The organism is Paenibacillus prosopidis (assembly GCF_003337375.1).
Classification (GTDB): Bacteria; Bacillota; Bacilli; order Paenibacillales; family Paenibacillaceae; genus Pristimantibacillus; species Pristimantibacillus prosopidis.
The window spans coordinates 1-25,346 of sequence record NZ_QPJD01000028.1 but is presented as its reverse complement, the minus strand read 5'-3'; the positions used below and the strand labels follow the sequence as shown (position 1 = coordinate 25,346).

Annotated in this window: 25 protein-coding genes and 1 pseudogene; 6 read left to right on the top strand and 20 right to left on the bottom strand. The window is 42.2% G+C overall.

Annotated elements, in window-relative coordinates:
- The 17 genes and pseudogenes from DFP97_RS28815 to DFP97_RS28725 all read right to left on the bottom strand — a co-directional run.
- Window positions 1-311, bottom strand: a pseudogene (locus DFP97_RS28815) (helix-turn-helix domain-containing protein); the annotation flags it as partial.
- Window positions 272-367 (bottom strand): helix-turn-helix domain-containing protein, encoded by a 96-nt coding sequence (locus DFP97_RS32385; RefSeq protein WP_425453568.1) that lies wholly within the window; start codon window positions 365-367, stop codon window positions 272-274. The pseudogene DFP97_RS28815 and the gene DFP97_RS32385, both read right to left, overlap by 40 nt.
- A 463-nt stretch (window positions 368-830) precedes the next feature.
- On the bottom strand, window positions 831-2,177 hold the full coding sequence (locus DFP97_RS28810) for a DUF4179 domain-containing protein (RefSeq protein WP_114384113.1): 1,347 nt from the start codon (window positions 2,175-2,177) through the stop codon (window positions 831-833).
- Window positions 2,164-2,697: a sigma-70 family RNA polymerase sigma factor gene (locus DFP97_RS28805; RefSeq protein ID WP_425453567.1), complete on the bottom strand. Its 534-nt coding sequence runs from the start codon at window positions 2,695-2,697 to the stop codon at window positions 2,164-2,166. Before DFP97_RS28805 ends, DFP97_RS28810 begins: the two co-directional genes overlap by 14 nt.
- Before the next feature lie 250 nt (window positions 2,698-2,947).
- Complete coding sequence (locus DFP97_RS28800) at window positions 2,948-3,388, bottom strand: hypothetical protein (RefSeq protein WP_114384112.1); 441 nt, start codon at window positions 3,386-3,388, stop codon at window positions 2,948-2,950.
- A gap of 174 nt (window positions 3,389-3,562) precedes the next feature.
- On the bottom strand, window positions 3,563-3,937 hold the full coding sequence (locus DFP97_RS28795; RefSeq protein ID WP_114384111.1) for a hypothetical protein: 375 nt from the start codon (window positions 3,935-3,937) through the stop codon (window positions 3,563-3,565).
- A 1,322-nt stretch (window positions 3,938-5,259) separates the two neighbouring features.
- A complete protein-coding gene (locus DFP97_RS28775) occupies window positions 5,260-5,481 on the bottom strand; it encodes a hypothetical protein (protein WP_114384107.1) in 222 nt (73 codons plus the stop codon).
- 198 nt (window positions 5,482-5,679) lie between these two features.
- Window positions 5,680-6,078 (bottom strand): hypothetical protein, encoded by a 399-nt coding sequence (locus DFP97_RS28770; RefSeq protein WP_114384106.1) that lies wholly within the window; start codon window positions 6,076-6,078, stop codon window positions 5,680-5,682.
- 233 nt (window positions 6,079-6,311) lie between these two features.
- The gene (locus DFP97_RS28765) at window positions 6,312-6,887 is read right to left on the bottom strand and encodes a GNAT family N-acetyltransferase (protein WP_114384105.1); all 576 of its coding nucleotides are present in this window, start codon (window positions 6,885-6,887) and stop codon (window positions 6,312-6,314) included.
- A 191-nt stretch (window positions 6,888-7,078) separates the two neighbouring features.
- Window positions 7,079-7,450 (bottom strand): hypothetical protein, encoded by a 372-nt coding sequence (locus tag DFP97_RS28760; protein ID WP_114384104.1) that lies wholly within the window; start codon window positions 7,448-7,450, stop codon window positions 7,079-7,081.
- 349 nt (window positions 7,451-7,799) lie between these two features.
- On the bottom strand, window positions 7,800-8,099 hold the full coding sequence (locus tag DFP97_RS28755; protein WP_056636509.1) for a PepSY domain-containing protein: 300 nt from the start codon (window positions 8,097-8,099) through the stop codon (window positions 7,800-7,802).
- A gap of 266 nt (window positions 8,100-8,365) precedes the next feature.
- Window positions 8,366-8,569: a beta-L-arabinofuranosidase domain-containing protein gene (locus tag DFP97_RS28750; protein WP_114384103.1), complete on the bottom strand. Its 204-nt coding sequence runs from the start codon at window positions 8,567-8,569 to the stop codon at window positions 8,366-8,368.
- A gap of 27 nt (window positions 8,570-8,596) precedes the next feature.
- The gene (locus tag DFP97_RS28745) at window positions 8,597-9,310 is read right to left on the bottom strand and encodes a response regulator transcription factor (RefSeq protein ID WP_114384102.1); all 714 of its coding nucleotides are present in this window, start codon (window positions 9,308-9,310) and stop codon (window positions 8,597-8,599) included.
- Window positions 9,288-11,048 (bottom strand): sensor histidine kinase, encoded by a 1,761-nt coding sequence (locus DFP97_RS28740; protein ID WP_114384101.1) that lies wholly within the window; start codon window positions 11,046-11,048, stop codon window positions 9,288-9,290. The genes DFP97_RS28745 and DFP97_RS28740 overlap by 23 nt, the downstream gene beginning before the upstream one ends.
- A gap of 104 nt (window positions 11,049-11,152) precedes the next feature.
- Complete coding sequence (locus tag DFP97_RS28735) at window positions 11,153-12,721, bottom strand: extracellular solute-binding protein (protein ID WP_114384100.1); 1,569 nt, start codon at window positions 12,719-12,721, stop codon at window positions 11,153-11,155.
- Window positions 12,722-12,786: 65 nt separating this feature from the next.
- On the bottom strand, window positions 12,787-13,668 hold the full coding sequence (locus DFP97_RS28730; RefSeq protein WP_114384099.1) for a carbohydrate ABC transporter permease: 882 nt from the start codon (window positions 13,666-13,668) through the stop codon (window positions 12,787-12,789).
- Between the two features lie 17 nt (window positions 13,669-13,685).
- Window positions 13,686-14,669 carry an ABC transporter permease gene (locus DFP97_RS28725; RefSeq protein ID WP_114384098.1) on the bottom strand — a complete coding sequence of 328 codons (984 nt, stop codon included), beginning with the start codon at window positions 14,667-14,669 and terminating at the stop codon, window positions 13,686-13,688.
- 1,606 nt (window positions 14,670-16,275) lie between these two features.
- Between DFP97_RS28725 and DFP97_RS28720 the strand changes: the two genes are divergently transcribed.
- Genes DFP97_RS28720 through DFP97_RS28705 form a run of 4 tightly spaced genes read left to right on the top strand, consistent with a single transcriptional unit; the run spans window position 16,276 to window position 20,320 of the window.
- The gene (locus DFP97_RS28720) at window positions 16,276-17,733 is read left to right on the top strand and encodes a spore germination protein (protein ID WP_114384097.1); all 1,458 of its coding nucleotides are present in this window, start codon (window positions 16,276-16,278) and stop codon (window positions 17,731-17,733) included.
- Window positions 17,730-18,959, top strand: coding sequence for a Ger(x)C family spore germination protein (locus DFP97_RS28715; RefSeq protein WP_114384096.1), 1,230 nt, complete (start codon window positions 17,730-17,732; stop codon window positions 18,957-18,959). Before DFP97_RS28720 ends, DFP97_RS28715 begins: the two co-directional genes overlap by 4 nt.
- 9 nt (window positions 18,960-18,968) lie before the next feature.
- A complete protein-coding gene (locus tag DFP97_RS28710; protein ID WP_114384095.1) occupies window positions 18,969-19,199 on the top strand; it encodes a hypothetical protein in 231 nt (76 codons plus the stop codon).
- 14 nt (window positions 19,200-19,213) lie between these two features.
- A complete protein-coding gene (locus DFP97_RS28705) occupies window positions 19,214-20,320 on the top strand; it encodes a GerAB/ArcD/ProY family transporter (protein ID WP_114384094.1) in 1,107 nt (368 codons plus the stop codon).
- A gap of 1,014 nt (window positions 20,321-21,334) precedes the next feature.
- On the opposite strand, the gene DFP97_RS32380 is transcribed toward DFP97_RS28705, so the two are convergent.
- On the bottom strand, window positions 21,335-21,487 hold the full coding sequence (locus DFP97_RS32380; protein ID WP_114384092.1) for an aspartyl-phosphate phosphatase Spo0E family protein: 153 nt from the start codon (window positions 21,485-21,487) through the stop codon (window positions 21,335-21,337).
- Window positions 21,484-21,975 (bottom strand): acyl-CoA dehydrogenase family protein, encoded by a 492-nt coding sequence (locus DFP97_RS28690; protein ID WP_114384091.1) that lies wholly within the window; start codon window positions 21,973-21,975, stop codon window positions 21,484-21,486. The genes DFP97_RS32380 and DFP97_RS28690 overlap by 4 nt, the downstream gene beginning before the upstream one ends.
- Window positions 21,976-22,110: 135 nt before the next feature.
- Between DFP97_RS28690 and DFP97_RS28685 the strand changes: the two genes are divergently transcribed.
- Together DFP97_RS28685 and DFP97_RS30485 are read left to right on the top strand one after the other, a co-directional pair.
- The gene (locus DFP97_RS28685) at window positions 22,111-23,943 is read left to right on the top strand and encodes a V4R domain-containing protein (RefSeq protein WP_181873718.1); all 1,833 of its coding nucleotides are present in this window, start codon (window positions 22,111-22,113) and stop codon (window positions 23,941-23,943) included.
- 221 nt (window positions 23,944-24,164) lie between these two features.
- Window positions 24,165-24,398 (top strand): hypothetical protein, encoded by a 234-nt coding sequence (locus DFP97_RS30485; protein ID WP_147275109.1) that lies wholly within the window; start codon window positions 24,165-24,167, stop codon window positions 24,396-24,398.
- A 106-nt stretch (window positions 24,399-24,504) separates the two neighbouring features.
- Here the strand turns inward: DFP97_RS30485 and DFP97_RS28680 are convergent, their stop codons facing one another.
- The gene (locus DFP97_RS28680; RefSeq protein WP_114384089.1) at window positions 24,505-25,059 is read right to left on the bottom strand and encodes an O-methyltransferase; all 555 of its coding nucleotides are present in this window, start codon (window positions 25,057-25,059) and stop codon (window positions 24,505-24,507) included.
- Window positions 25,060-25,346 lie beyond the last annotated feature (287 nt).

Genomic DNA, 25,346 nt, shown 5'->3' with positions numbered 1-25,346 from the left:
AGAAATTGTGACGTTGCGATACAAATAAGTCTATCTTTTGCCCACAACCCCATTCCGGTTGGACCTAACTGAATATGAGTTAGTTGGGGATTTTTTACTATTGGCGGATCATTGAATGATGTTGCAGCAATTACCTCGCCTAGAAAATTTATTTTTTGCTCTTGGGTAATCTTTCGGAGTTCCACTCTTATTTGAGGTAACAACGATTGCAAATTATTAGATCTTCCAAACAAAAAATCAGTTGTACAGTCAAAAACGTCTGCTATTGCCGTTATAAGAGAGATATCGGGGAACGTGTCTCCTTTTCCCATTTGGACACTGCTTGAGGAGAAACATTAAGAACCAAACCTAATTGCTCTTGTGTCATATTTTTATTTCGACGAAGATGGTTGATTCTGTCACCAATATTACTGGCATCCATATGCACTATTAAAGCACCTCCATTTATTGATACGATAATTATATCCCATCTATATTTTAATGTTTATGGAGGTGTAATCGTATAACTAAACCGAAAGTTGAGTTATTAAACCCCTGAGTTGAGTATATAGGCTGTTGAGCAAAACTGCCCGTTAGTTTAACGCTCAGCAGTACATATGTACAAAATTTCTTAATTTTGTGAAGATGTAGAAGGAGCTGCCGCGACAGCTCCTTCATCGTTTGTATAGAGTCCTTCATTGAACGTTCCTCGTTAGAAACGACGACACTGCATCTGATTCCGGTCAGTTACCCATTCGATTACGCTCGCAGGTTTCCGAATGCGCGGCTATTTGTTCACCGGCACCGTGAACTTCTCGCAGATCGTTCAAGCCAATGCTTCTCTTAGGAACCTACTTGCTAATAGGTATCGTCATTTCCAGTTCTTTAATGTAATTGGTTTTCGGATATTTATTAGTAACGAAAGTGATTTTCCGATCAGGCTTCATTGCGGGAAACTCCACGATAAATTCGTATTTCTCTGGATCTTCGATCCGGAATGTGTCAGAGGGGATTCTTGTATTACCTTCCTCGCCCATGATCGAAAGAACTGCTTGCCTGTACGGGTTATCTCCGAACGTTCTAAAGTGTACTACAGTCTTGTCCGTAAGTTTCTCCACTTGTGTAATCTCCAAGCGGCCAGCTTCTCCTTGTTGGAGCACAATCGGATGTTCTGGTGATGGCAAATCTCTCAGAACCGCTGAAGTTTCAGTTACTTTAAAACTTGACTCATCCACATAAGGTTTTATCGTTATGGATGAAGGGATGGTTTTGAACGGGATGAACTCAGTTTCGGAAGTCAAATGCACACGGTTATTCATTTTCTCTCCGCTTCCATTTTCAGCAAGTAGTTGCAACATAGTTCCCTTGTTGTCAAACATAGTATACCGCGGAGCTTCCGACTCCTTCCCGGCAGGAATGATCACATTCGTTACCAAGTGTGTTGTGTTTGGAGTAAGGCGTATTTTTTGTACAGTGATTTTCATATCCCCGTAAGTTTTGCTCATCATCGGCGTGATTACGCGGTTTTCGGAGGATGACTTTCTTACGGGGAATTCAAATACAAATCTTTCGTGTTCCATGCCCTTGAGGAATACAAGAAGCTTTAGATCAAATGAGTCTGGAAGTTTCTCTCCAGGCATAAGAGGCATAAATTGAACAAGGCTGACAGCCGTTTTCTTATCAGTCAAATTTTCTATATCAGAACTAGTTGCTGAGAAATTCCATCCATTCCCATTAATGACCGGTTCCACTTCTAAAATCTCTTTAATTCCATTGGGCGAATGCTGAACAATGCCAATCGTTAGACGAGAACCGTCATAAAAAACTTCTGAAATTCTAAGGGTAACACCGTTGAGTGTAACACTTTGATTAATTGGGGTAATCAGTTTATTCTCCACTGCAGCTTGCAGCCCCAAGTCACCAGCAATTTTAAATACGGATTCGATCAGTGGAATTTGTTTTAGTGCTTGGGCTATGGCTGGAGAGACAAAACCGGATCCAATTAAACTAATACCTAAGATTGCCGCGGCAGCAGAAGCTAATGTCATTTTTCGAGCCAAGCCTTTTGTACGCTTGGAAGGCATTGTGGGTAAAGAAGTTAAAGTATTGTCGATACGATCTCTAACCATGTCAGGAAGTTCAGTAGGATAATTTTCAATCATTTGTTTTATCTCCGTCTCTAAATTAACACGGTTCATAGCCAATCTTCCTTTCCGTGGAGTTTTCAAGCCATCTGGCCAACGTTTGCCGGGCGCGGTGCAGCCGGGTTTTCACGGCTCCTTCCGAAGTTTCCAGAATTTCGGAAATCTGTTTCAAAGACATATCCTCGAAGTAATACAAGATAATGACGGTCCTCAACGTTTCATCAAGCCTGTCAACGGCTTCCTTAAGATCAACCGTTTCATATTCGGAGACAGAGGATGATACGGTTGGAAGTTCTTCAACCAACATGTTAGCTTTCTGTCTCTTCAAAATCTTATTGCACTCGTTAATGAGAATACGGAACATCCACGTTTTAAAGTAAGTCGGCTCTTTCAAAGCATGAAGCCCAATGTACGCTTTCAAGATCGCTTCTTGAATGGCGTCGGCGCAATCCTCATCCCTTTTGACGATTGAGCGGGCTACACCGTATAGATTCAGTTCCATATTCTTTATGAGGCGGGCAAAAGCTTCACGGTCTCCTTGCCGAGCCAGCCTCACATCTTGTTCCATTTGCACATCGTTCGTCCTCCTTGTGACCTTCAATATATAGATTAGATCATTAAGCGGGCTGTTTGGTTATATTGAAATGTTTGGAAATCCCTTAGCGTACGATCTGTGTTTTGTTGGCGGTACCCCATCTAGAAATTTCCATTAGGCTCTTCTGCCCTTTAGTTTAGAAACGGCAACCGATCACTGGCCGGCTGCCGTCATGATTTTATTCTGCTATCGTACCCGTTAACTCAATCATTCAAGTGTCTCGAAGTGCTTAAAATTCGTCCATCGCCTTAGTGAACTGGTTTATCATGAGTGGGTTTTCTTTGTTATGTGACCAGTAGATAACTACGACATTTTTCTTTTGGCGGATGTTGGGATGCAAGTCAACCATTCGCAATGATGATATTCCACCCGATTGGTTGGCTGACTTACATTCTTCCTCCGAGGAATATTCATAAATGAAAACAAACTCACGATTCGCCATATCTGCCGCAGGGAGTGCAAGCTCGAAGGCTTCAGGAAATACTCCGTTAAGCTGCAAAGAAGAGCCTTCGTACTGCTCCGCGGTACCCAGGTTTATCTTGGTGACTTCCAAACCTTGGTGTTGCAGAGCTTTTTGAACATCTTCGGCAGAAATGTTGCGATTGCCACAGGCACTCAAAACCATCAATAGGGAAATAGATATACAACAGAGTTGCAAAAAAATCCTCATACTTCACCACTTCCCTTCTTAGTAGTCGTTTTATTTTAGACGGAGAAAAAGATTAATTTGTTCTTTTTAAAGCAATGGAAATTACTTTAAAACTTATTTTAACTAATCTGCAAGTTAGTTGAGTGAAAAAATGGAGCATCTGCACCGCGGCAGCTTGCTCCACTATCGTACGTGTTAGCTTAATGATCCCCAAAAAATCCCTGGATAGTGTTCGTCATTTTCCATATCTACATCAGGATAGCGCGTAAAAACTGATTGAAATTCATCCTCTTTGATCAGATGGTTAATTAGCTGTTCAACTCTCTCCCTGTTTATAAAGTCAATCAGCACCATATCACTGGACCAAAAAAATGAACCCTCCATCCATTCACCGGTTTTAATGTTTTTTTGCCTTAATGTCTCGATATTTTTGTAGGTGAATACGCTCGCAACCCATTTGGATCGATCCGGAAAGACAACAATTACATCGGAATTTACATCATAACAATCCCATGAGCCTACTAGCCATTCTTCAGCTTCAATCCATATATAACGCTTCGAATAGTTCATGCATGTCTCCTCAAGTTTGTTATTCTTTTAACTATCGTTCCACGTTAGCGTACAAATAAATATACCTGTCTTATATCTTTCTGTCTTTTTGAGTCTTTATATTTTGTCTGTATCGCATAGCAAGAGGTAAATTCCCAACTCCAAGAAGAAAACAAGATATAATCGGTATCAATTGAGGTATCGTGGGGTACTTTGGTTTTCCATCTCCCACTGGTCCTATTTTAGGTTGATGACTATCCCACAAACCATATACAAGGCCGGCTACGGGTATTAAAATACAAATGACACTTGTAACTATATGGAATATAAACTTGTTCAAGCCTCCGCCCCCTCAATGAAAATCATCTAATATCTGACTCTCCTGAAAGGTAGCTGAATCCAACCGACTGCCTTCTTGTCATTGTTCACCTATCGTTCTCCTTTAGCTATCCATGCATCTCTTATGCTGCACTACAGAGCATGAAAGTTAATCCGTTCTTTCTGGTAGTTGAACGAATTCTTAAGTGAATTTGCTGAAAATGAATTAACACTAGGAAATTCTCGAGCTTCAAACTTAAAATAAATCAGTGAGGGATCCCAGTCTTGCCAACCCTTTGTTTCTGAATGTGGCACAACTGAGACAAGATACCTTAAGTTCTTATTTCTAATTTCCTTTATTAAAAAAGTACTCAATCCCTTAATCGAAAAACGATTGATGTCTAATTTCGTTCGAAGAGGTAACTTGCACAGATTCGCTCTCCACTCAGGTGCCACACTGATTTCGTAGGTGATATCCGCCAAGAGCTTTGAATGAAATCTTTTCCGAACTCTTCTTTTCATTACACTAATCACCGCTGGATGCTACCCCAGCCAACATAGCTTAGTTTGAACAATTATAACATCTTTTCAAAGCCAAGATAGCTGCACTGAATGACTTAGCCGTGTATTGTTCCATTTATGTAACCTGCCCAAAAGTTCAATGAAAAAAGGGAGCAGTTGCCGTTTCAGCCTGCCCCCTTAGTGCGTTCAACTATCGTTACCCATTAGTTTAACAAGCACTACCATCCTAGAAGTGTCGCCATCATCTTATCATCTAAAAGTTTCTGTTTTCTGATTTCAGATTGAACATTGAGATATTCATAATGGTATCGCTTTGGGTCTTTGATTATATCTTCATTTAAATGGTTTGATAGAATTTTTTTTATCTCATAAAACGTCTGTAATTCCTGTACCCTATTTGGTGATTCATATGCACGAGCAAACAATAACCTCATATCAATGGGGACATCGGTATATATTTGTACATACCCACTTTGACGATACTTGGGGTGAATTTGAATAAACTAACCCATTGCAAGGGCATTACCAACTGATTCTAAATAGTAATACATAGGCGAATTACCCTTTATACCACTGTCAAGTGTCTCAATTTGAGTTAAGTATCTTTCATAATAAGCAATAAAGTTTTCAGTCTCTTGAATATCATCTTTTATGTAACGGAAATTAAAATACACACTAATCGTTAGAATAATTGATAAAATAATAAAAATAACATTTTTCTTCAAATTGAATACTCCTTAGTTTTAATGGCACTCTTAATTTCTTCAATACATTCGAATATGAACTATCGTACCCGTTAGCCATCCATGCCGCTCACACGACACCACAGATTATGGAAGTAATTGCGTTCTTCCATGGGAGCGTAATGAAAAGGCAGCCGATCGACTGCCGCTTTCGTCATGACTTTTTAATAAGGAACCGAATTAGTCTTGGGATAGATTCTTCCAGTTGCCTTCAGGTAGATTTTCAATCCCAGTGTATCTTAATAATAATGCGTTAAGGGTTGTTGTAATGTCTTCCTGCTTACAAACAATCCTTGTCTCATTCCAATCACAAAATCCTTGGTCAACATGATAAATTAAATCCTCGACTAAATCGAAAACTGCATCTAATTTAAGGCTACTTTCCTTTAAGTCCACTTCCGATATAGTAAAGACTTTTATGTAATTGTCTCTACCGTCAACATCTTCTGGTGGTAAGTAGGGATAATCTCCAGGTTCTGAAGGCCTGCGTAAATCTAAAATTACTAAGAAGCAGAAGAATGGCAAATCTAGTTTCCAGACTTCTGCATTCTTTAGTCGTAAAGTTCGTTTAATCCGCATTAAAGTTCCTTTCTTGAATTCAGATTTATCACTAACATTCCGATATTCGCCGCGCTATCCTACCAGTTTCGTATTAGCGTAACGAAGGGCTACCACGCGGCTGCCCTTCGGCGTCTGGCCTTCTGCCGTCGTGTCTTTTGAGCTATCGTTCTCCGTTAGCGGAATGATCTGTTCTCAAGGCAAGTTTCATAAAAAATCCATCCCTCGCAGGATGGACATTACTCAAACTCATATTATATTTCTGCCTGTTCGCGAAACCGTTCCTTTGTGAGAACATGCAATAACTCACCGTTACACTCCTCGTAATCACCTGTCAAACCCATTAGTTCGCGATCAAACACAAAGCCCAGTTTCTTAAAGACTCCTAATGACGCAGTGTTCTGTGAATTGGCTTTAGCGAACAATCGGTCTAATCCAATAACATTGAAGGCATAGGCTGTCAACGCGGTAGCGGCTTCAGTTGCATAACCATTACCCCAATAGTCACGGCCAATCAAATAATACAGTTCTTTATCAGGAGCACTTAAATCGAGTACGCCCACACCACACCATCCGATGAAAGCGCCTGTTGCTTTGCTTCTAATCGCAAATGAGTATTTAAATGGCATGTTGAAGGGCGTATTGTAACTGTCGATTAGCCACTTGAATAGTCCTTTATATTCTTCGAACGATAAGACTCCCATATGCATATAAGTGAACAATTCTGGGTTTTGCATCAGCTCAAACGATTCCATCAAATCACTTTCGATGTAAGGACGAATGATTAGACGCTTTGTTTCCAGGCGCATCATAGATAATTCGGTTTGCATCTTGATTCTCCTCTTGTCTGTAATTGTTATACATCATGTATCAGACTAGAGTGCGAAATATGGCATACCCACCACTCACTTTCCACGTATTTTATCTATTAGCATAATCTGTTACCCAGGAAAGATACAATGGATAATTTGATTTTAATCAAAGTTAAGAATAAAATGTATCAGCAAAAAGCAATAATCGTTCAAGTGGCCATTACTACCCCTATCTGGTATTCGTCCTCATAAACAATTTCACCAGGAGGCTCGTGTACAACCGATTTTATTATTTCTACGTTATACTTTCTTGCGATATTAAAAAATGCAGTTAGTTTCTTAATCATGATGCTCGAATGATTATTTTCCTTAAACCATGTGACCGCTCTAATTGTATTGCCTTCATCATAATACGGTGGGTTAGGAAGATGTTCTTCAAACCAATCCACAGTTTCATCATATAGCTTACTATCCTCATCAGATAATTTCCCATCACGCTGTAAGTGAAAAATCACCACAAAAATGCCGTAAGGTTGATTTGTATAAGGACTTGAATAATTGCCATGAAATCTTATGTACAAAAATCTCTCCCCCTTTTTAACTAAACATGAATCAAAAATAAAAAACGCGCTAGACCCGTTGGTCCTGCGCGTTTATATCGCAGGGCAGGTAGCGCGAATAGCGTTAACCCACCCCTAAATTTAAGGGATGTGTTAACGCTTATTGTGATGATGAATTTGCTTCAAAGTTTGAATCAGCATTTGTTTTCTCCCTATTAATTAATATTAAGGAAACAATACACATTTGTCGGCGAGATTGTCAATAACAAATTGAACTATCCGGCTCGTTAGTGGAGAAAAGGGCTGCCCGTGGCAACCCGTCGGTGCTCAACTATCGTACCCGTTAACAAAATCCTTGGTTCTATCCCAGTTAATAACCGTTTACCATGAGTATTTTGCCTGTCTTTGCATCGATATAGAACCATAGAGAAGAAGAAACTGATGTTTTGTCAACGTTTATCAGATTAATCATCCAAACAGGTTTTGAAGATTCTGAGCCTTTTGATACTTCATGGACTATATAGGTTCTTGATAGAGATTTATCTATCTCTTCAGCACGGGTTAATGCTATCTGTTTTGCTTCTTCTTCTGAAATTTTTTTGGATGTATTACAAGCAGTAATTAAACTCATGAATAAAGCAATGAGAAAAATTAGTAAAATCTTCTTCATAAATTCATCCCTTATCATCATGACATGCTACTGTTGTTATTAGACGAATTAAACATAAAAAAGTTGCTGACTGCCCATTACCACAACAGGCTGCCGAGCGAATCATCATCAGCCTACGTTGTGAAGCATTATGGAACTATCGTACCCGTTAGCTCAATAGTCTTATGTTTTAATTAGAGTCGCTGCTTATAGTTGTGAGGCTTGCCGAACACCTAATGCAGTGACGTCCCGACGGGCTTAGGGGGCTGGATGTGGTCACTCGCTTCTCAGAGTGACCCGGAGCTCCCGCTCCCGACACCCTCCCATCCGCCTAACGGCTCTGCGTTCGAAGCTATCCCCGCATTGATTCTGAACGTATGCATCAATCTGTCGATATCGAAGTCCGCCACATATTGCTTAACGAGTTCCCGGCGGCGAACAATGCAGAGATCCATCAGCTTCACATCATCCAGTTTAAAATTGGTGAACATGGCCGGACACCTCTATTCCGTATAAGTTTAAGTGCGGTCTTCACGATAGGCGCCGGGGGTAACCCCCGTAAATTTCTTGAATACTTTAGAAAAGTAATGATTGCTTTCGAACCCTACCCGCTGACCGATTGCATTGACCGTAAGATGCTGCTGATGGTTGAGCAGCTTCTTCGCTTCGCGAATTCGCAGGCCGTTCAAGTAGTTTACGAAGTTTTCTCCCGTTTCCTTCTTGAACAATCTGCTGATATAGTGCGGATGTAGATCCATCAGCCCTGCAAGATGCTCCAGCGAAAGATCCTGCATATAATGCTTGTCCAAGTAGGCCAAGATGCGCTGGGCATGAATAGCGTAGCCGCTGGAATCACGCTCGATGGGAAGCTCCTCGGCAATGCGTTTCAGCAGTTCCGCGATTTCATCCCTATCGACCGGCTTCATCAAATAGTCGACGACCCCCGCACGCAGCGCTCTCCGCGCATATTCAAAGTATTCGTATCCGGTCAAAATGATGAAGCGGTCGCATAATCCCGATTCTCTGGCTTCTTCAATCAAATCGAATCCGTTCTTCTCGGGCATGTGCAGATCCGTCACGGTAACATCCGGCAGATAGGCTTTCATCACATCAAGCGCTTCGGGCACGCTGGAAGCAGCTCGAACCTCCATACCGAGAGGCATCGACTCGTTGACGATCTTGACAATGCCGTTCAAAATCAATGGCTCGTCATCCACGATCAATACTTTCATTCTTCGCCTCCCCTTTATCGATGATGATAGTGACGCAGGTCCCCTCCCCTTGCCTGCTTTCAAGGTTTAGCCTTGAAGTGCCGCGAAAAAATGATTTGATACGCTCGCTTACATTATAAATGCCTATACCCCGGCTTTCTTCCCCTTCCGATCTGAGCTCTGATCCATTCGTTATTTGATTTTGAATGGCGAGCAGTTTATCTAACGCAATTCCAGGGCCGTTGTCTTCTATCCTGATCCGGATTTCTTCAGGCGTCTCTTCTACCTGAAGCCGAACATGAACGGGCCGGAGAACGGCGGACGCGCCATGCACGATGCTATTCTCCACTATCGGCTGCAATATAAAGCGAGGACACGCAATATGCTTCGCCTCGACTGAAACGTCAATTTCGTAAGTTAGCCTGGCCTGCAAGCGCATCTTGTGGATTTTCAAATAGAAGGTGATCATTTCAAGTTCTCTCTCAAGAGTCGTCACGTCCTGCTTCGATGACAGGCTGTATCGCATTAGCTTCCCAAACCAGAATGATATATCCGCGGCCTCTCTGTCGTTGTTCGATTCGGCGACCATTCGGATCGTTTCAAGGGTATTGTACAAAAAATGCGGTTTGATCTGCGCCTGCAGTACCATGTAAGCGGCTTCTTTATTCCGAAGCTCGGCGCGGTGTGCATTATTGATTAATTCGTCCACGCGTTGAACCATGGAGTTGTAGGTGGCTGTAAGAAAACCGATTTCATCCTTTTCATCCAACTTGTCGGGCTTAATGATGTGCTGTCTCAAATTATCGTTATTCAACGTTCGCATAAATCTGGCTAATCTCAGAATCCGTTTGGTTATGGTCGATGCCATCGCGTAATAAGCAACGGACAAGCCGACCAACAAAAGGACGATTAATGTTACTAAAATAAGTTCTCGCTGCTTGATCGAATAAAAAACTTCGCCGGCTCGTCCCGCAACAACGACTCTAACGTTCAGTTCATCGATATTTATTCCGTTGACGATTGACTTTCGATTGATGAAAAATGCACTATCGTCTTGCCCCAACCGATGTAGAGTCTGTTCGTCAAGCGCCGATGCCGCCTCGCCTTCGTTAAGCGGTCGACCATCAGGTGACAACAAGAAGGCGTGCCAATTCCCTTCCACTCCGGCCGCAGCGTAAAAATTCCCAATCAGACTATTACGAATTCGAATCTCCAGAAGCCCGATTCTTTCCGTAAATTGCGTATTGTAAATATGCTGATAATAGATCAAGTCAGGCTTTGCCGCTTCGGGCTCTTCGCGTATCCACAACCCTTTGCCCGGTTTCAAATGTTCGACTTTCTCTTCGATTTGCGCATTTAGCAAAGATTGATCACGGAAGAGATCCGTTACCGGTAATACGCGATTTTTCATCTTGTAGATGACAATCGATTCAATCTCAGGATTGGCGAACAACGACTGCGTATACAGCGGCCGAATGTAGCGAATAAGCGCATAAACGCTATCCGCATCGGTCTGGTACACGCCATCCAGATAATCCGTGACATAAGGATTATATTGCAGCAAACGCTGAACCGATTGAATGCGTATAAAATCGCTTTTCATGTTGGCATATGCCTGCTCGAGAATCTTTTGCCGGCTTTCCACGAACTGCCTGGTCAGATTGCCATAAGTTTGTGTGTAGTAATGGTACCCGAAGCCGAGAACCGGAATGAAAATAAGAATGATATATCCCAAAATCATTTTACGCGTAATGCTCATGGGGACAAACTCACTCCGATCTTAATCGCTATGTCTTGTCTTTATATTACCATGAGCAAGCAAAGTCCGGGAGAAGCAATTACAGCCTCTACCGGACAACCCTCTTACTTAAACAAATCCTTTTTCTTCTGATACGTTTGATTTGCCCAATCCACCAGCTTTTGCAGGCCCATGCTCTCTGCGGTTTTAATCATATTTTCGTAATTGGCAATTGCTTCTTCCTCTGTTTTGGACAAATAAATTTTCACCTTTTCATTTTTGATCATTTCGTCAATTTTTGTTTTAATCGTTTTTTCCTCCGAATCCGGCTGCGTCTGGATTAAGCCAATTTCCGGTTTATATATCGTCATCGCTTTCCTTTCCATCAAGGCTTGCGTCTTTTGCGTACCCGGAACATATCCAAGCATGCCTTCCGTGATCCCGTCATTATACAAATACCACCATTTAATGCCGTTGCTGTTCACGAATTCGCTGTCCGACGGATCATAGTTCAGATTCGGATATCCTTCTTCGTTCCAAGTCCAATGCTCGCCCTCAACCCCGAACATAGTCAATTTCTTGCCCTCGTCGCTAGCCAAATACTCAATGAACTTAATTGAAGCTTCAGGATCTTTGTTTTCCTTTGTGATGAAGGTGCCGGCAAAGCCAAGACCCGTACTAACCGACTTAGCATCGCTTGACAAGGCGCTCGGCAGCATCTTGAACGTATAAGCTCCTCCATTTTTTTTAACAGCGATATTATCCATATCCGCCACGCTTACTGTATGACTATGAGCAAATGCCTTTCCGCTTGTTGCGTATTGATCGTCGATTTGGTCATTCGCATGAGCGAAATTCTCCGCCAGAATATAACCGTTTCGATACAAGCTATTCATAAATTTGAAGTAATCGAGCATTTTCGGATGCTTAATGGCATATTCAATTTCTCCGTCTTGCTCGTACCAGCCATCCATCAGTGCTTCCACGCCGATCTGCTGAATGAAGTATTGCTCGATCCAATCTTTATCCATAATGAGCGGTACCATATCGGGATACTTTTCTTTAACCATTCCCAGTACTTTCGTAAAGTCGTCCAGCGACTGGATGGACGGATTGCCGAGTTCTTTCAGTATATCCTCACGCACGGCGATCCCGGGATTGCCATCGCTGCCGATCGCATATTTATTTTGCGCCATTTCCTCCCGAGTCGCAAAAGAGTTACGGACCGTATAGAAATTGCCATCATCCATCGTATGGATCGCGATTCTTGTATTGTCGATCTTGAATTCAGGCGCATATTTCTCGATCAGCTCGTTCCACGGATAGGAGAGCTTGGAATCGGACATCCGGTCAATGTTGGCGTTGGTGAAAACAAGATCCGGAAGATCTCCCGAAGCGATCATGAGGGGAAGTTGCTTATCGTCGGTTGCAACCGTAACTTTGAGCTTGATGCCTGTTTTCTCTGTAATTTTCTCGGCAACCGAACCCTTCCATTCCTTTACAGGATACCAAGGAGCATCGATAAACAACGAAAGCTCCTTTACTTCTTCTCCGCTGTTCGAACTCGTTTCGTTCCCGGGTTCATTGCTTTCTCCGGGATCAGCCGTATTTTGGGAGCATGCGGCCAGCAAACTAAGCACCAGCATAACTGCCAGCGATAAGAACAAAAATTTCTTGCTTCTGAATTTGTTCAATGTAACCCCTCCAATGAATGTTTTATTATATATCAAAGCATGCGCTTTAATATTATGCGAATCGGTTAACCTTTTACTGAACCCAACATAATACCTTGGATAAAAAACTTTTGAAGGAATGGATATACGCATACAATTGGTGCAATGGAGACAACCATTGCCGCTACCTGAAGCGAATAGCTTGTAACACCGGCTGCCGCTTTATTCGCTGCGGCAAGAGCATCTACGGGTGCACTGCTCTTGTTGATCACTTCCATCATTCTGAATGCAAGCGTTCTCAATTCGTCCGATTGTACGAAATAAGCGGAATCCAGCCAGGAATTCCATTGACCAACACCTGTGAAAAGAGCCATAGTCGCGATTAGGGGCATGGATACCGGCATTATGATTCTGTAAAAAATGACGATTTCATTGGCTCCGTCTATATGCGCGGATTCCTTCAGTTCCTGAGGAATTTCCCGGAAAAACGAGATGGCAATCAACAAGAAAAATGTGCTCAGCATGGATGGGATGATGTATACGCCAAATGAATTCAGAAGCCCAAGTGAGCGAAGCACCACGTAGTAGGGAATAAGTCCTCCCGAGAAATACATCGCAAAAATAACGATCGTGAAATACGATTTACGAAACATAAGATCGCGATGCGAGAGCCCGTATGCCACAAGACAGGTAAACAAAACCCCCAGCACGGTTCCTGAAACGGTTCTCGAAATGGTTACCAAAAAGGCTTGATACCAATGAGGATCATTCAAAAAGCGGGCATAGTTCTCGAATGTGAAGGTCCGTGGCCACAAATAAATGCCACCGAGAAGCGAATCAGTCCCCTTGTTAAATGATAAAATAAGAACGTAATAAAACGGATAAAGCATACACAGCATGATCATGAACAGTACGATCGCGACTCCTGCATCCATTATGCGATCCTTTTGTCGTTGGCTAAGCGTCATCGCCTGTCTCCCCCTTCCTAAAATAAGCTAGATCCCGACAATCGCTTGGCGATATAGTTGCTGGAGAAGATTAGCGTCACGGAGATCACAGATTGGATCAAATCGATGGCAGCCGCATACGAGAAGCGCCCGTCCCTTAATCCCACCTTGAACGCGTAGGTTTGCACGATTTCCGAGGTTGGATTGTTGATGCTGTTGCCTAGCAGGAAAGCTTGTTCGAAATTCGAGCCTACCAGACCTCCGCCCAGTATGCTGCCTATCGTCAAGATCAGCACGACGATGATCGTTCCCTGCATGCCGGGCAACGTAATGTGGCGAATACGCGCCAATCTCCCTGCGCCGTCGATTTGCGCGGCCTCATACAGGGAAGGATTAATTCCCGCGATGGCGGCCAAGAAAATGATTGTCCACCAACCCATCTCCTTCCACACCGCACTTCCTACCGCAAGCCCCCAGAAATGATCGGGGTTCGTAAGAATGTCGAGCGGCTTGTCGATCCAACCGAGACTCATCAGCGCCTTGTTGACAAGGCCGATATCGGCAGACAGGAAAGCGAAAGCTAGTCCTACTACTACTACCCACGAAATAAAATGGGGCAAGTAGCTGACGGTTTGGACAAACCTCTTGAACCGTAGATTTTTCGCTTCGTTCAGCAAAATCGCCAGCAGTATTGGAGCCGGAAAGGCAAAGATCACTTTGAGAAAACTTAAGACCAGCGTATTGCGGACAATGGTTCCGAATTGATAATCGTTGACGAACTCGTCGAAGTGTTTAAGGCCGACCCACTCGCTTGTGAAGATTCCTCTTATTCCGGTGGAGATGGAATAATTTTTGAACGCCATCACGATGCCGAACATTGGAGAATAGGCGAAGATCAGCAGGAAAATCATTCCGAGCCCCACGAAAAGATGAAGTACCTTTTGTTTTTTGAATCGCTTCCAATAATCCGTTCGACTTTGATTATTGGCTGAACCGTTTGTCATTTGTGTGCCAAGATCCATATATGTCCCTCCCTTGATATCAAGTCTACACCGGAGGGAGAGAGCTTCGTAAGCCAACATTTTAAAGAAAGCGTTGTCATTTTTTGATCTCAAGTCTCACGCTAAGTCGACTTGTCGTTCATTTACAGGTGTGAGGTCAACCACTTCACGAACCGGGAATACCGTGCTGCGGTCGGAAATGATGTCTCGGGATCGAGTATTGGTATCTGGCGAGCGGCCTGACGAGACCATTTAATCTCCCATGTTGAATGCGGCTAAAATATGTGACATACGAAAAAGAACGGTAACGGGTTAACTTCCCGCAACCGTCCTAACAAGTCATGAACGTTTATGCATGCCCAAAATCCAGTTATATCTAGTAATGCAACTGCAACTGCCGTATCATCACATCCCTCCGATAAAATTCCAAATCACAGTTTTTCTATTCAAAAAGATATATCCATAAGCGATCAGGCAGGGAGTTGTTACATAGTAAAATTTTCTCAATTACAATTATCTTCGTTCAAAATATTGCTGGAGCGGCTTCATGCCCATTTGATTCATCAACGTGCGGTTGTAGAAACGCCTTGCGATGTGCCTTTGATGCCTGCCTTGAATCCGCAGCCTCCGATTATTATTTAGGTTAGGTGTCATTTTTTCAGTGATCTTAGAAAAAAAATATTGAGAATATGATGCTTGGTATTACCCAGTTAGTTCGGTGATCAACACTGAAAATGATATCAATCGTAGCAAAAAAGAGGGAAGCCACACTAAAAGAACTTAACCACCATCTTAAATGAAGAGACGATCTAGAAAAAACCTGATCATGATTGGAATTCACTATGAAACCTGCTACATATATTATCAAAGTTAACCCGCAAGCTATAATCTCCAAATACAATATTTCCACCTCAAAAATAGCTCAATATGAGAATAAGTATATCACTGCTAACTGAACAAATCTATTGGCCGGTTTGGAAAAACGATTTATACCATTTTTCCCAACTTATATTTAGATAACCTGTCTAGCGACTGACGGTACACCGGTGCCGTTAGCTTAATAAACTGAGCAGGCCACCACTCGTTTCCCGTTAATTTAATTACTAACTGGGGTACCGCCAACATTTTAACGAAAATATACGCTAAGCCTTCGAACGAACTGGTTTGGCGTTTTTTCCTACTCTAAGCTTTTAAGCAGACACAATGAGATTTATATCGTTCTAACCGGCCGATATTTTTCATCACTATTCAGGCTTGTTGCATTGGGAAAAGTCCGAAATCGTCTGCTTAAAAGAGCCTTGCACCAAAACAGCTCTTTAACTACCATTGCGCTGGGCCTTCGTATAGCCGATCTCTTACAAGCCGGGACTCGGATCAGAAAAAGGTTAACAAAGCTCCAAGTAAGTAACATGCACACAAACTTTTCAGCCCTATCGTTTCCCAGTAGGAAAAGGGGGCGTTTTTTTTGTTATGGGGCATGTTCCTATTTACGCCTTTAATTGCCTATCACAAAAAAGTCCACTTTGGTGGAACTCCAAGTATATGGGGGCCACGGACGCGCAACGTACCTCTCTTATGTTTGAACCACCTTTCATTGGAAATAATAATGCGGTAAGGAGGGGTGTTCATGATTGAACGGGTACCAGACATCGGTTTTTCTTCGCATCTGCCAGACAATATTGCACGTATCCATTCCTTCATGGGAAAGAGTTCAGATTTCATTATCCGCGAGGTCACAATTGCGAATCGTCATCGAGCAGCGCTTTTCTATCTGGACGGCATGGTCGATATGCAAACGGTACAGAACAGCGTCATCTCCGCTCTTCTCGACCGAAGCCCTGCTGGTCCTATAACGGTCCAAATTATTAAGGAATCTGTGCTTGATGCGGGTGAAGTCAGTGAAGTAGCTTCAATTGAAGCTTCCCTGGAACATGTCTTATCCGGTGGATTGCTACTTCTGTTGGACGGCTTCACCTCCGGAATCATAATCTCCCTACCGGGCTGGGAAGACCGCGCCATCTCTGAATCGAAAACTCAATCAGTCGTTAGAGGACCGCAAAATTCCTTCACCGAGACATTGCGTACCAATACCACATTAGTACGTCGCAGAGTGAAGGATTTAAACGTGCAAGTCTTTACGATTAAAGTCGGCAGACTTTCCAAGACCGATGTCGCTATCATGTATATCCGTAATTTGGCGGATGAGGAGCTGATTCAACAACTGGTTGAGAAGCTTAGTAATGCTCATCAGGAACGTGTTCTTGAAGGCGAATATCTGGAGGAGATTCTGCTCGGCAAGAAGAAAGTGACGATATTCCCTATCTTCTACAATTCCGACCGCCCTGATACGATTGCAGCGGGGATCATGGATGGGAGAATTGCCATCTTCATTGATGGGACTCCCTTTGTCTTACTGGTTCCTTCACTCTTTGTCGACTTCATTCAATCTGCTGAAGATTACTATCAGTCTTATATTTATAGTTCTTTCATTCGTATCCTGCGTTACATCGGCATGTTTATATGCATGCTTGCACCATCTATCTATATTGCTCTGACGACCTATCATCAGGACATGTTGCCAACGCAATTACTGTTGAGTCTGGCAGCTCAGCGTGAAGGCATCCCATTCCCCGCTTTCGTTGAAGCTATGTTGATGGAAGTTACGTTTGAAATACTGAGGGAAGCCGGCATTCGGATGCCGCGCACCGTCGGACAAGCCGTTTCCATCGTCGGCACCATTGTTATCGGGCAAGCTGCCGTAGAAGCAAGCATAGTATCTGCAGCAATGGTTATTATCGTTGCCATTACGGGAATTGCGAGTTTTGTCATTCCCTCCTACGCTATGTCCATTCCGATCCGCACCATCCGCTTTGTATTCATGGTCTTGGCTGCGACTTTCGGGGTATACGGACTGACGATCGGTCTCATCATTTTAATCGTGCATTTATGTAATTTGAGTTCATTTAATATGCCCTATATGAGTCCGATTGCACCTTACAACCGCGACGAACAGAGTGATGCGATCCTTCGTTTTCCCTTCTGGTACTCGGGCAATCGGAAGACAAAACGGAGACAACAGCCATGAGACGGACCCGACGGACCCATTCCTTGCTATCGCCACTCTGCCTCTTGATTTGTATGGGGATTATGACGATGATTTTGACCGGATGCTGGAACCGCAGAGAACTTAACGAGCTTGCAGTTGTTTTGGCAGTAGGAATTGATTCGGCAGACGGTCAGTATGAAGTGTCTGTGCAAGTCGCCGAGCCGTCGCAAATGTCCCGAAACCGTGGTTCGGATCGTTCACCGGTCTCTATCTTTTCCCAAAAAGCGCCGACTTTATTTGAAGCCTTTCGGAAAATAACAACAAAATCAGCTCGAAAAATGTATGTTGCGCATATTCGGTTAGTCATTTTTGACGAACAGACAGCAAGGAACGGTATCAAGGAGCCGCTGGATTTCCTTTTTCGCGATCACGAGGTTCGACCAGATTTCTATATGGTTGTTACTAAAGGCACTTCAGCCAAGGATGTTGTTTCATTCATCACCCCGACCGAGATACTTCCTTCAATCGGCTTGTACAAGACGTTAAAGGTTTCCGAGAAGGTGTGGGCTCCTACATCAGCCGTTAAGGTGACAGAAATGCTGAAAAAGCTGACGAAGACCGGAGTTGAGCCTGTTTTGACCTGGGGAAAGATCGTCGGGGATGTCAGGAAGGGCAAAACACCGGAAAATGTAAAACAGCCTGCTTCGTTCTCGGAATTTAAATATTTTGGCGTCAGCGCTTTCCGAGGTGATCGACTGGTCGGGTGGCTGAATGAGTCGAACAGCAAAGCATACAACTATATTACCAATAAAGTATCGAGTACTGTCGGCAATGTTAATTGCCCTCATTCAAAGGGCGATTTTGTTGTGGAGGTCTCGCGTTCCAAGGTCAAGATCGTTCCATCCATTCAACGGGGAGAACCTCGTATCCAATTGGAAACGACAATAGATGCAAACCTGGGAGAAATCGGCTGTCCGGTTGATCTGACCAATGAGGCTACGTTTCTTGCGATGGAGGAAGCTGCCCGGAAAAGTCTAATGAAGATTCTTAAGGACGGAGTCCGCGAAGCGCAATCCATGGGCTCGGATATTTTTGGATTCGGAGAAGCTTTTCATCGAAAGTATCCGCGTCAGTGGTCGCAATGGAAAGAAAACTGGAATCAGAAATTCAAGAAAATTCCGGTTGAGATTAAGATAGATTATAAGCTTAATAAGATTGGCAAAATAATCAGTCCCTTCGGAAATAATCTGTCGAAAAAGGAGTGAGGAAACCAAGTGCTAGCTCCTATCCTGGTTCTATTCCTCGTTGCGGCGCTCTTGGAATATCGCAGTTTGAAGATACAGAAACGATACCGGGAAATTATCTCCAGCGTTATTCTGCTAGCTGCTGGATTAACACTCGGCATACTACGATTGCTTCATGTGGAAATACCGAGTCCCATGTCCGGGATCAAGACGCTGTTTCAGCCTATAAGCCATCTTCTTACCAGACTGCTTTATATATAGAGAGGGGGACTTTCATGATCACGCAGCAGATGACCACAAGGCAAGCAGCGATGTGGTTTATTCTTTTTCAATTGGGAAGCGCATTCCTGCTGCTTCCCAGAGTGCTTGCGGGCACAGCGAAGCAGGATGCTTGGTTATCCGTTCTGATCGCGATCGGTGCTTTTTTTCTGCTAGTGCCTCTCTATACAGCTATTGCCAAACAACTCGAGGAAACCTCCTTCAGCGACTATATTCTTGAACTGTTCGGTCGGATTGGAGGCAAACTTCTGCTGTGCGGATTTATAGTAGGATACCCCTATCTCCTCTATATTATAGTACTGCGGGATCTAAGCGACTTTCTCACGACCTCTTTCATTACCGAGACACCTGCTGAACCTATTCTGGTTCTCATGATGTCCGCTGTCATCTATATTGTCCGGTCCGGTGCTGCGGTCATCGGGCGAACGGTGGAGATATTGTTTTTCTTAGTGATGCTGCTGTTCGCGTTTGGGTATGTCTCGCTCATTCCTAGTGCGGAAGTGACCAATCTAATGCCTGTCCTCGAACACGGATGGAATCCTGTCCTTCTTGCTGCATTCACAATGCTTATATTTCCATACTCCGAGATGATGTTGTTCCTCTTCCTGGTGCCAAACATTCGTCAAGCTCGCAGATGGAAAAAAGCGGTTGTCAAAAGCGCCTTGGTGAGCGGCAGTATGTTTCTTCTTATGACGCTTCTGACGATCTCCGTACTAAGCGATGGTGTTGTCTCGAATATAATGTACCCGAGTTACTTTGCCGTCCGCACAATTAGCATCGGTGACTTTTATGAACGATTCGAAGTATTGGTCGCAGTCTTGTGGTACATCACCATCTTCTACCGCTTGTCTTTGTTTTTGCATGTGTCCGTTCAGGGACTGGCCGTTGTTCTCGGTCTGCAGGATCCGCGTCCCTTGCTAATTCCCTTGTCCTTGATCGCCCTGGTCATGGCGAATATCATCTGGCCCAACACAGCAGGATATACGGCCGCTCTCCAGGTATGGCCCTTCTACTCGATGTTCTTCGGGATTTTTTTGCCCATCCTGATTTGGATGGTCGGCATTTTTAAAAGAGCAAAGAATTCCATAAGTAAAGAGAATTAGCATGGTAAGCATGCCGGGTGAAGGAATATGAATAGGGACATATGGTCGTAATGTAAAAAAACAACATTTTTTTGTAGGTGCTTCCTGTTCTTGGTTTTCGCCAGTGACAATTCCTGTGTAATAATTACATATACGATTCTGTAACGACCGCTAATCATCATTAGCGGTCATCGGGCAATAGAAAATCAGCTTGTTACTCCACTAAGGCTGTCCCGTTAGTTTAATAATGGTTCGGTTTCTATCCTAAACTGAATCCATTCAATACCTGTAACTTTTGTTTTAGTGGTTAGTCCACAAAATTCCCAAATTCCCGATTCTGAATTTGAAGGACCAGAAACCTGCCATTCATAAGCCAATTTGTGAGCAATTACTAGGGTTGAGAAAACGGCATGAGAAATATCGTCCTTATTTAAGGAGGTGCTAAAACCAACATCATATAAAGCCGAATCCTTCCAATAACGTTCACAGGATGAAAGGGTAGTATTAATTTATAGGATTTTCATTAGACTAGCTTGTTACCTCTGTATCGAATATATCTCAACAGAATCTGAAGCCAGCCCTTCTTGTTTCAAAGCTCGCCCCTTAATCTCTACTTATACCCTACTTATACCTGTTTTTTCATAATCTTTCTTATATAATCCTGCCAGTTAGCTCAACGAGGCTGCCGTTTTATGCCGGCAGCCTCGTCTAGTGTTTATGGAGCTAACGTTCTTCGATAGCTTAATTACGGGGGACGAACAACTCGTGATTGACTGACTTCTTCATCATCTTAGGCACAGTCAAATAGTTATTAACCCACATAGCATGAGATACGAGTGCGGTTCGAAGGGCATTTTCCTTAAAGACTGTCTCTTTCCCAGGTAAATCTCTAATATGAAGTTGGTTACATTGAACACAGAAATAGCAATTCATATTCATAATCGCCTCCCTTTGCCTATTAAGAATTATAGACAATAATGTATGTGGACGAAAGAATATTAAGTACACTTTAGAAATTCTTTATCGAATTTTGATTTAACCCCTTCGTTCAAATTCGTTCAGTAAATTGTCAAGTTCCTGTGACAAACTTACAATTCCCTCACTCGTCATCGATTTACCCTCCAGATACATTTGAACTAGTTGTTGTCTAAGTGTCTCAATTTGCGATGCGATCTCTGATAAGTTCAAATTAAGCCTCCTTCTGTTGGGGGTAATGGGACAATTTCACTTTTTACTGCACTTTCCATGGCAAATAATTGAATGAGAATGTCAGCAAGGTTGCTGCTGATTTCTTGCTGTTCCCCCAAATTGCTTCTGTATTTTTCTATAGCATGAGCCAATGTGAACACATAAATATCTCTCACTCTTTCCACAAACGCCATTTCGTGATTCAATCCGCCTTCCGAATTTGAATCATCCCATGAAGCATCGGCTTTCTCTATCACTTTATTGATCCGTTCCTGCAGATCTCCAAATTGCCCTTTCATCAGACGTTTGACGACAGTATTCGCAATAAACAAGCGGTTGATTTCATTGGTACCTTCGAAAATGTGCTTGATTCTTGCGTCGCGGTACAACGTCACTATTTCATAGTCCTGCATGTAACCGTAACCGCCATGAATTTGCAGACCCTCGTCAACCGCAAAATCAAGCGCTTCGATAAAATCTATAATCAATCATAATTAAATTTATCACCCGATTTAATGCGGGTTTTTATTGTAAAATTAGAAAATTACAATAATCTCTATTGTATGTATTTACCTATGCTTTATAATAAAAGTAAGCGCTATCATTTCTGGGAGGCACATGACATGAATAATCAAATTGACCATATCTACAACCCTAGTCTTTCTAACATCGTGATCACCTCTCATTCATTCGGATTATTACGCAAAGCGTTATTCGATAACCTTGGGAAAAATAAAGCGAAAGGTTTCTTAATGCGTTTTGGCAGAGATTTGGGAACGAATAAAGCGAAGGAAATGATTAGTGTTAATAAATCACACGAATACTTAGTCGAGATGTCAACGATCATTCATATACAACTGGGGCATGTTTCTGCTGTTGAAAAAACCGGCAAGGGTCGTTTTCTGGAAAACAATAAAGTAGAATTTACAGATGCAATAGGCAAGTGGATAGATTCTTTCGAAGCCAAATTACATTTGGAGAATCATGGATTGTCCGATGAATGCTCATGTTATGTTTTGAGCGGATATGCAAGCGGGTATATGTCTGAAATCTATCATGCAGATATCTTTGTCAAAGAATTTACTTGTCGTGCAAAAGGAGATGCCGATTGTACATTTGAGGTTAATACAAGGGAATATTGGGAGCAAAATTTGGGCGAAGATGTAGCGATATACGACGATCAGACCATTCTCGATGAACTGGAAGATACGTATGATCAATTACTTTTAAAAAATCAGCTTTTGGATAAAATCACAAATTATCACAACAAATTAACGGATTGCGTTGCTCAAGAAAGAGCCTTGGAACATGTCATAAGAACGGCGTTTGAAATATTAAATATCCCCATTGTAATAGAAGATTTAAATAAAAATATCATTATTCTATACGGTACTGAACGAAATACTTACCAAAAATTAATAAAACATAACAAAAAAACAAATAGAACCATAGAAACACGCAACAGAACTACTTATGAGCAAATCGGGCAGTCTTATATAATGACTACTCCGATCTATCTGGAAAACAAGCTCTTTGCCAAATGTTCCTTTATCTATTTGGATGCACAAATTACTGATGAAAATGATTATTTATTTCTAGAGAGATTAGCCACAGCATCGGCATTGTGTTTTCTAAATGAAAAAATTAGCTTTGAAACGGCAGAACGTCTAAAAATTTCAATTTTAGATCGATTAATCAACAAACAAATTAGCTCTATTACGGAGATCACCTCACAATTAAAATACGTCTCTCCAAAATTAAGAGGTCCATTTATTACACTTTCAATGAAATGTGAAACCCCAAAAAACCATCTAAAACCAATTGATTTATATGATCAATTGCTACAGTTCTCAAAAATTTTGAAGTATTACTTAATAGAAAGTTTATTAAGTCAGCATAGAGATGAAATCGTGATTTTAGTTTTTTCCGCAAAGGATGTATCTTCATTTCTCAAATCGATGAACCTTGTACTCGTGCAGACGGAGAAAAATAATCCTGATATTCAATATAAAGTTGGCATTAGTCAGCCGTTTCATGATTTAAACCAATTTGATGCCTTTTTAAAACAAGCAGAACAAGCACTTCATTTTCCGAGACTACAGAAGATGATCCGATTTGATGAAATAGGATTTTTGGGCACATTGCTGCAAGGAGCCAATATGAATAGCTTAAAAGAAATTGCAAGAAAAGAACTCAGTCTATTGCTGGAGCCGGGAGAAAAATATAAAGAACTGCTTTATACGTTATACATTTATCTAGTAAATGGAGGAAAGCTGGAAAAAACAATGCAAGATCTTTCGCTTTCCATTGGCGGGATCCAATATCGGGTTCATAAAATTGAAGAAATTATTCAAAAGGACTTGAGAAACTTCCCAACAGCTTCGTATTTATTATTATTGATTGAGGCACTCATTGCGACCGGCGACCTAAAGATGGAACGAGAGCCGTTATTTTGATTGTAGTTAGTTTCAGTTAGATAAAGCTCGCTTTTGTAAAAAAGAAGACAAGAAGATGAAAATAGGGGCGCTAGGAAAGAGTTGTCCCTAGTGCCGCCTTTTTTTATTTCATTCTACAAAACATTGTCTAGATTAACTGAATTGGGCAACTTCCTTATCAATCCGCAATGCGATATCTTTTTTCTCCAGCTTCATAAAGGTCAAGGCCATAGATGTCATTGATGACAATGGCCGGAAACCTCTCGATTTCCAACCAGAAAATGGCTTCAGCTCGTTTCTGCCCAGTTCATAAACGTGGAACACCCGGTTTTACACTAAAAATTTTTGGAACTGAAGGCGAATTTATCGTTACACCGCGCGACGGCCAAATGTTCCAAATGGACCGGTTGAACCTCAGTTTTGCCGTATTAAATCGAACTACGCAAAATGTTTATGCTGAAGTATTCGGGGTGTAATTAAATTTTCCTGCCCGTTAGCACAACAGGCTGCCGAGTGAATCATCAGCAGCCTACGTAGTGAAGCATTATGAAACTATCGTACCCGTTAGCTTAACGCTTACCCTTATTTTCTAGTTGCTATGAGTAATCCTGTCGACCAGTTAAGTTCAACAATTTGAAAATCTTCTAAACTTCGCATAGTTCTTATCAAGTTTTTAACCTTATCTTCATGACCTGCAGTCCATGAGTCTATCGGGTTTAAATCATCAATTATATAAAATCCTCCAGAGGTTACCATCGTCAAAGTTTCCTCCAAGTAATAAAACTTACCTGGCCAAGTGTCAGCAAAAATAAAATCAAACTTCTTTCCTTTACTTTCTTCAATAAAAATACCACCATCTACCGTGACAAACTGTACACGCTCATCATTAATAACGGATCTTGCGATGTTCTGTATTGATTCGTCCATTTCAACGGATATCAATCGAGACGACGTATCCATTCCATCTAATATCCATGTTGTTGAAGCTCCAGCTCCAGTTCCAAGTTCTAAAAATATGCCTTTTCGTTTTGAACTAGCAAGAACACGTAACAATTGACCTGTTTCAATATCACAAGACATCTTGAAGTTTAGTTCATTTGCTTTTTCAAGGATATCATCAAGATTTTTTGGTTTCATCTCAAAAACACACACCTTTATATAGTATTTTCCAAATTGCATATAACGACTTAATCTCGATACTTGAAGTATTCGCGAAGAGATTAAGCTATCCTGCCAGTTACTTCAATGAGCATCAAAAAGGAGCTGTCCTCGCGGCAGCTCCCCCACTATCGTACCCGTTAACATTCCTATAGGTGTTAGTAGATTCGGTTTGCAGAAAAACGAACGCCCCGCTAGGATGAGTATGTACTGGGTTGTAGCCCTCAGAACTCACCTTAGGAGGCGTTAACATGAAGTCTAGACTA

Excerpts from the sequence above, each read along its gene's own strand:
- DFP97_RS32385 (WP_425453568.1), bottom strand. The coding sequence starts at position 367 with ATGACACAAGAGCAATTAGGTTTGGTTCTTAATGTTTCTCCTCAAGCA.
- DFP97_RS28810 (WP_114384113.1), bottom strand. The coding sequence starts at position 2,177 with ATGAACCGTGTTAATTTAGAGACGGAGATAAAACAAATGATTGAAAAT.
- DFP97_RS28800 (WP_114384112.1), bottom strand. The coding sequence starts at position 3,388 with ATGAGGATTTTTTTGCAACTCTGTTGTATATCTATTTCCCTATTGATG.
- DFP97_RS28795 (WP_114384111.1), bottom strand. The coding sequence starts at position 3,937 with ATGAACTATTCGAAGCGTTATATATGGATTGAAGCTGAAGAATGGCTA.
- DFP97_RS28770 (WP_114384106.1), bottom strand. The coding sequence starts at position 6,078 with ATGCGGATTAAACGAACTTTACGACTAAAGAATGCAGAAGTCTGGAAA.
- DFP97_RS28765 (WP_114384105.1), bottom strand. The coding sequence starts at position 6,887 with ATGCAAACCGAATTATCTATGATGCGCCTGGAAACAAAGCGTCTAATC.
- DFP97_RS28755 (WP_056636509.1), bottom strand. The coding sequence starts at position 8,099 with ATGAAGAAGATTTTACTAATTTTTCTCATTGCTTTATTCATGAGTTTA.
- DFP97_RS28750 (WP_114384103.1), bottom strand. The coding sequence starts at position 8,569 with ATGTTCACCAATTTTAAACTGGATGATGTGAAGCTGATGGATCTCTGC.
- DFP97_RS28745 (WP_114384102.1), bottom strand. The coding sequence starts at position 9,310 with ATGAAAGTATTGATCGTGGATGACGAGCCATTGATTTTGAACGGCATT.
- DFP97_RS28740 (WP_114384101.1), bottom strand. The coding sequence starts at position 11,048 with ATGAGCATTACGCGTAAAATGATTTTGGGATATATCATTCTTATTTTC.
- DFP97_RS28730 (WP_114384099.1), bottom strand. The coding sequence starts at position 13,668 with ATGACGCTTAGCCAACGACAAAAGGATCGCATAATGGATGCAGGAGTC.
- DFP97_RS28725 (WP_114384098.1), bottom strand. The coding sequence starts at position 14,669 with ATGGATCTTGGCACACAAATGACAAACGGTTCAGCCAATAATCAAAGT.
- DFP97_RS28720 (WP_114384097.1), top strand. The coding sequence starts at position 16,276 with ATGATTGAACGGGTACCAGACATCGGTTTTTCTTCGCATCTGCCAGAC.
- DFP97_RS28715 (WP_114384096.1), top strand. The coding sequence starts at position 17,730 with ATGAGACGGACCCGACGGACCCATTCCTTGCTATCGCCACTCTGCCTC.
- DFP97_RS28705 (WP_114384094.1), top strand. The coding sequence starts at position 19,214 with ATGATCACGCAGCAGATGACCACAAGGCAAGCAGCGATGTGGTTTATT.
- DFP97_RS28685 (WP_181873718.1), top strand. The coding sequence starts at position 22,111 with ATGAATAATCAAATTGACCATATCTACAACCCTAGTCTTTCTAACATC.
- DFP97_RS30485 (WP_147275109.1), top strand. The coding sequence starts at position 24,165 with ATGACAATGGCCGGAAACCTCTCGATTTCCAACCAGAAAATGGCTTCA.
- DFP97_RS28680 (WP_114384089.1), bottom strand. The coding sequence starts at position 25,059 with ATGAAACCAAAAAATCTTGATGATATCCTTGAAAAAGCAAATGAACTA.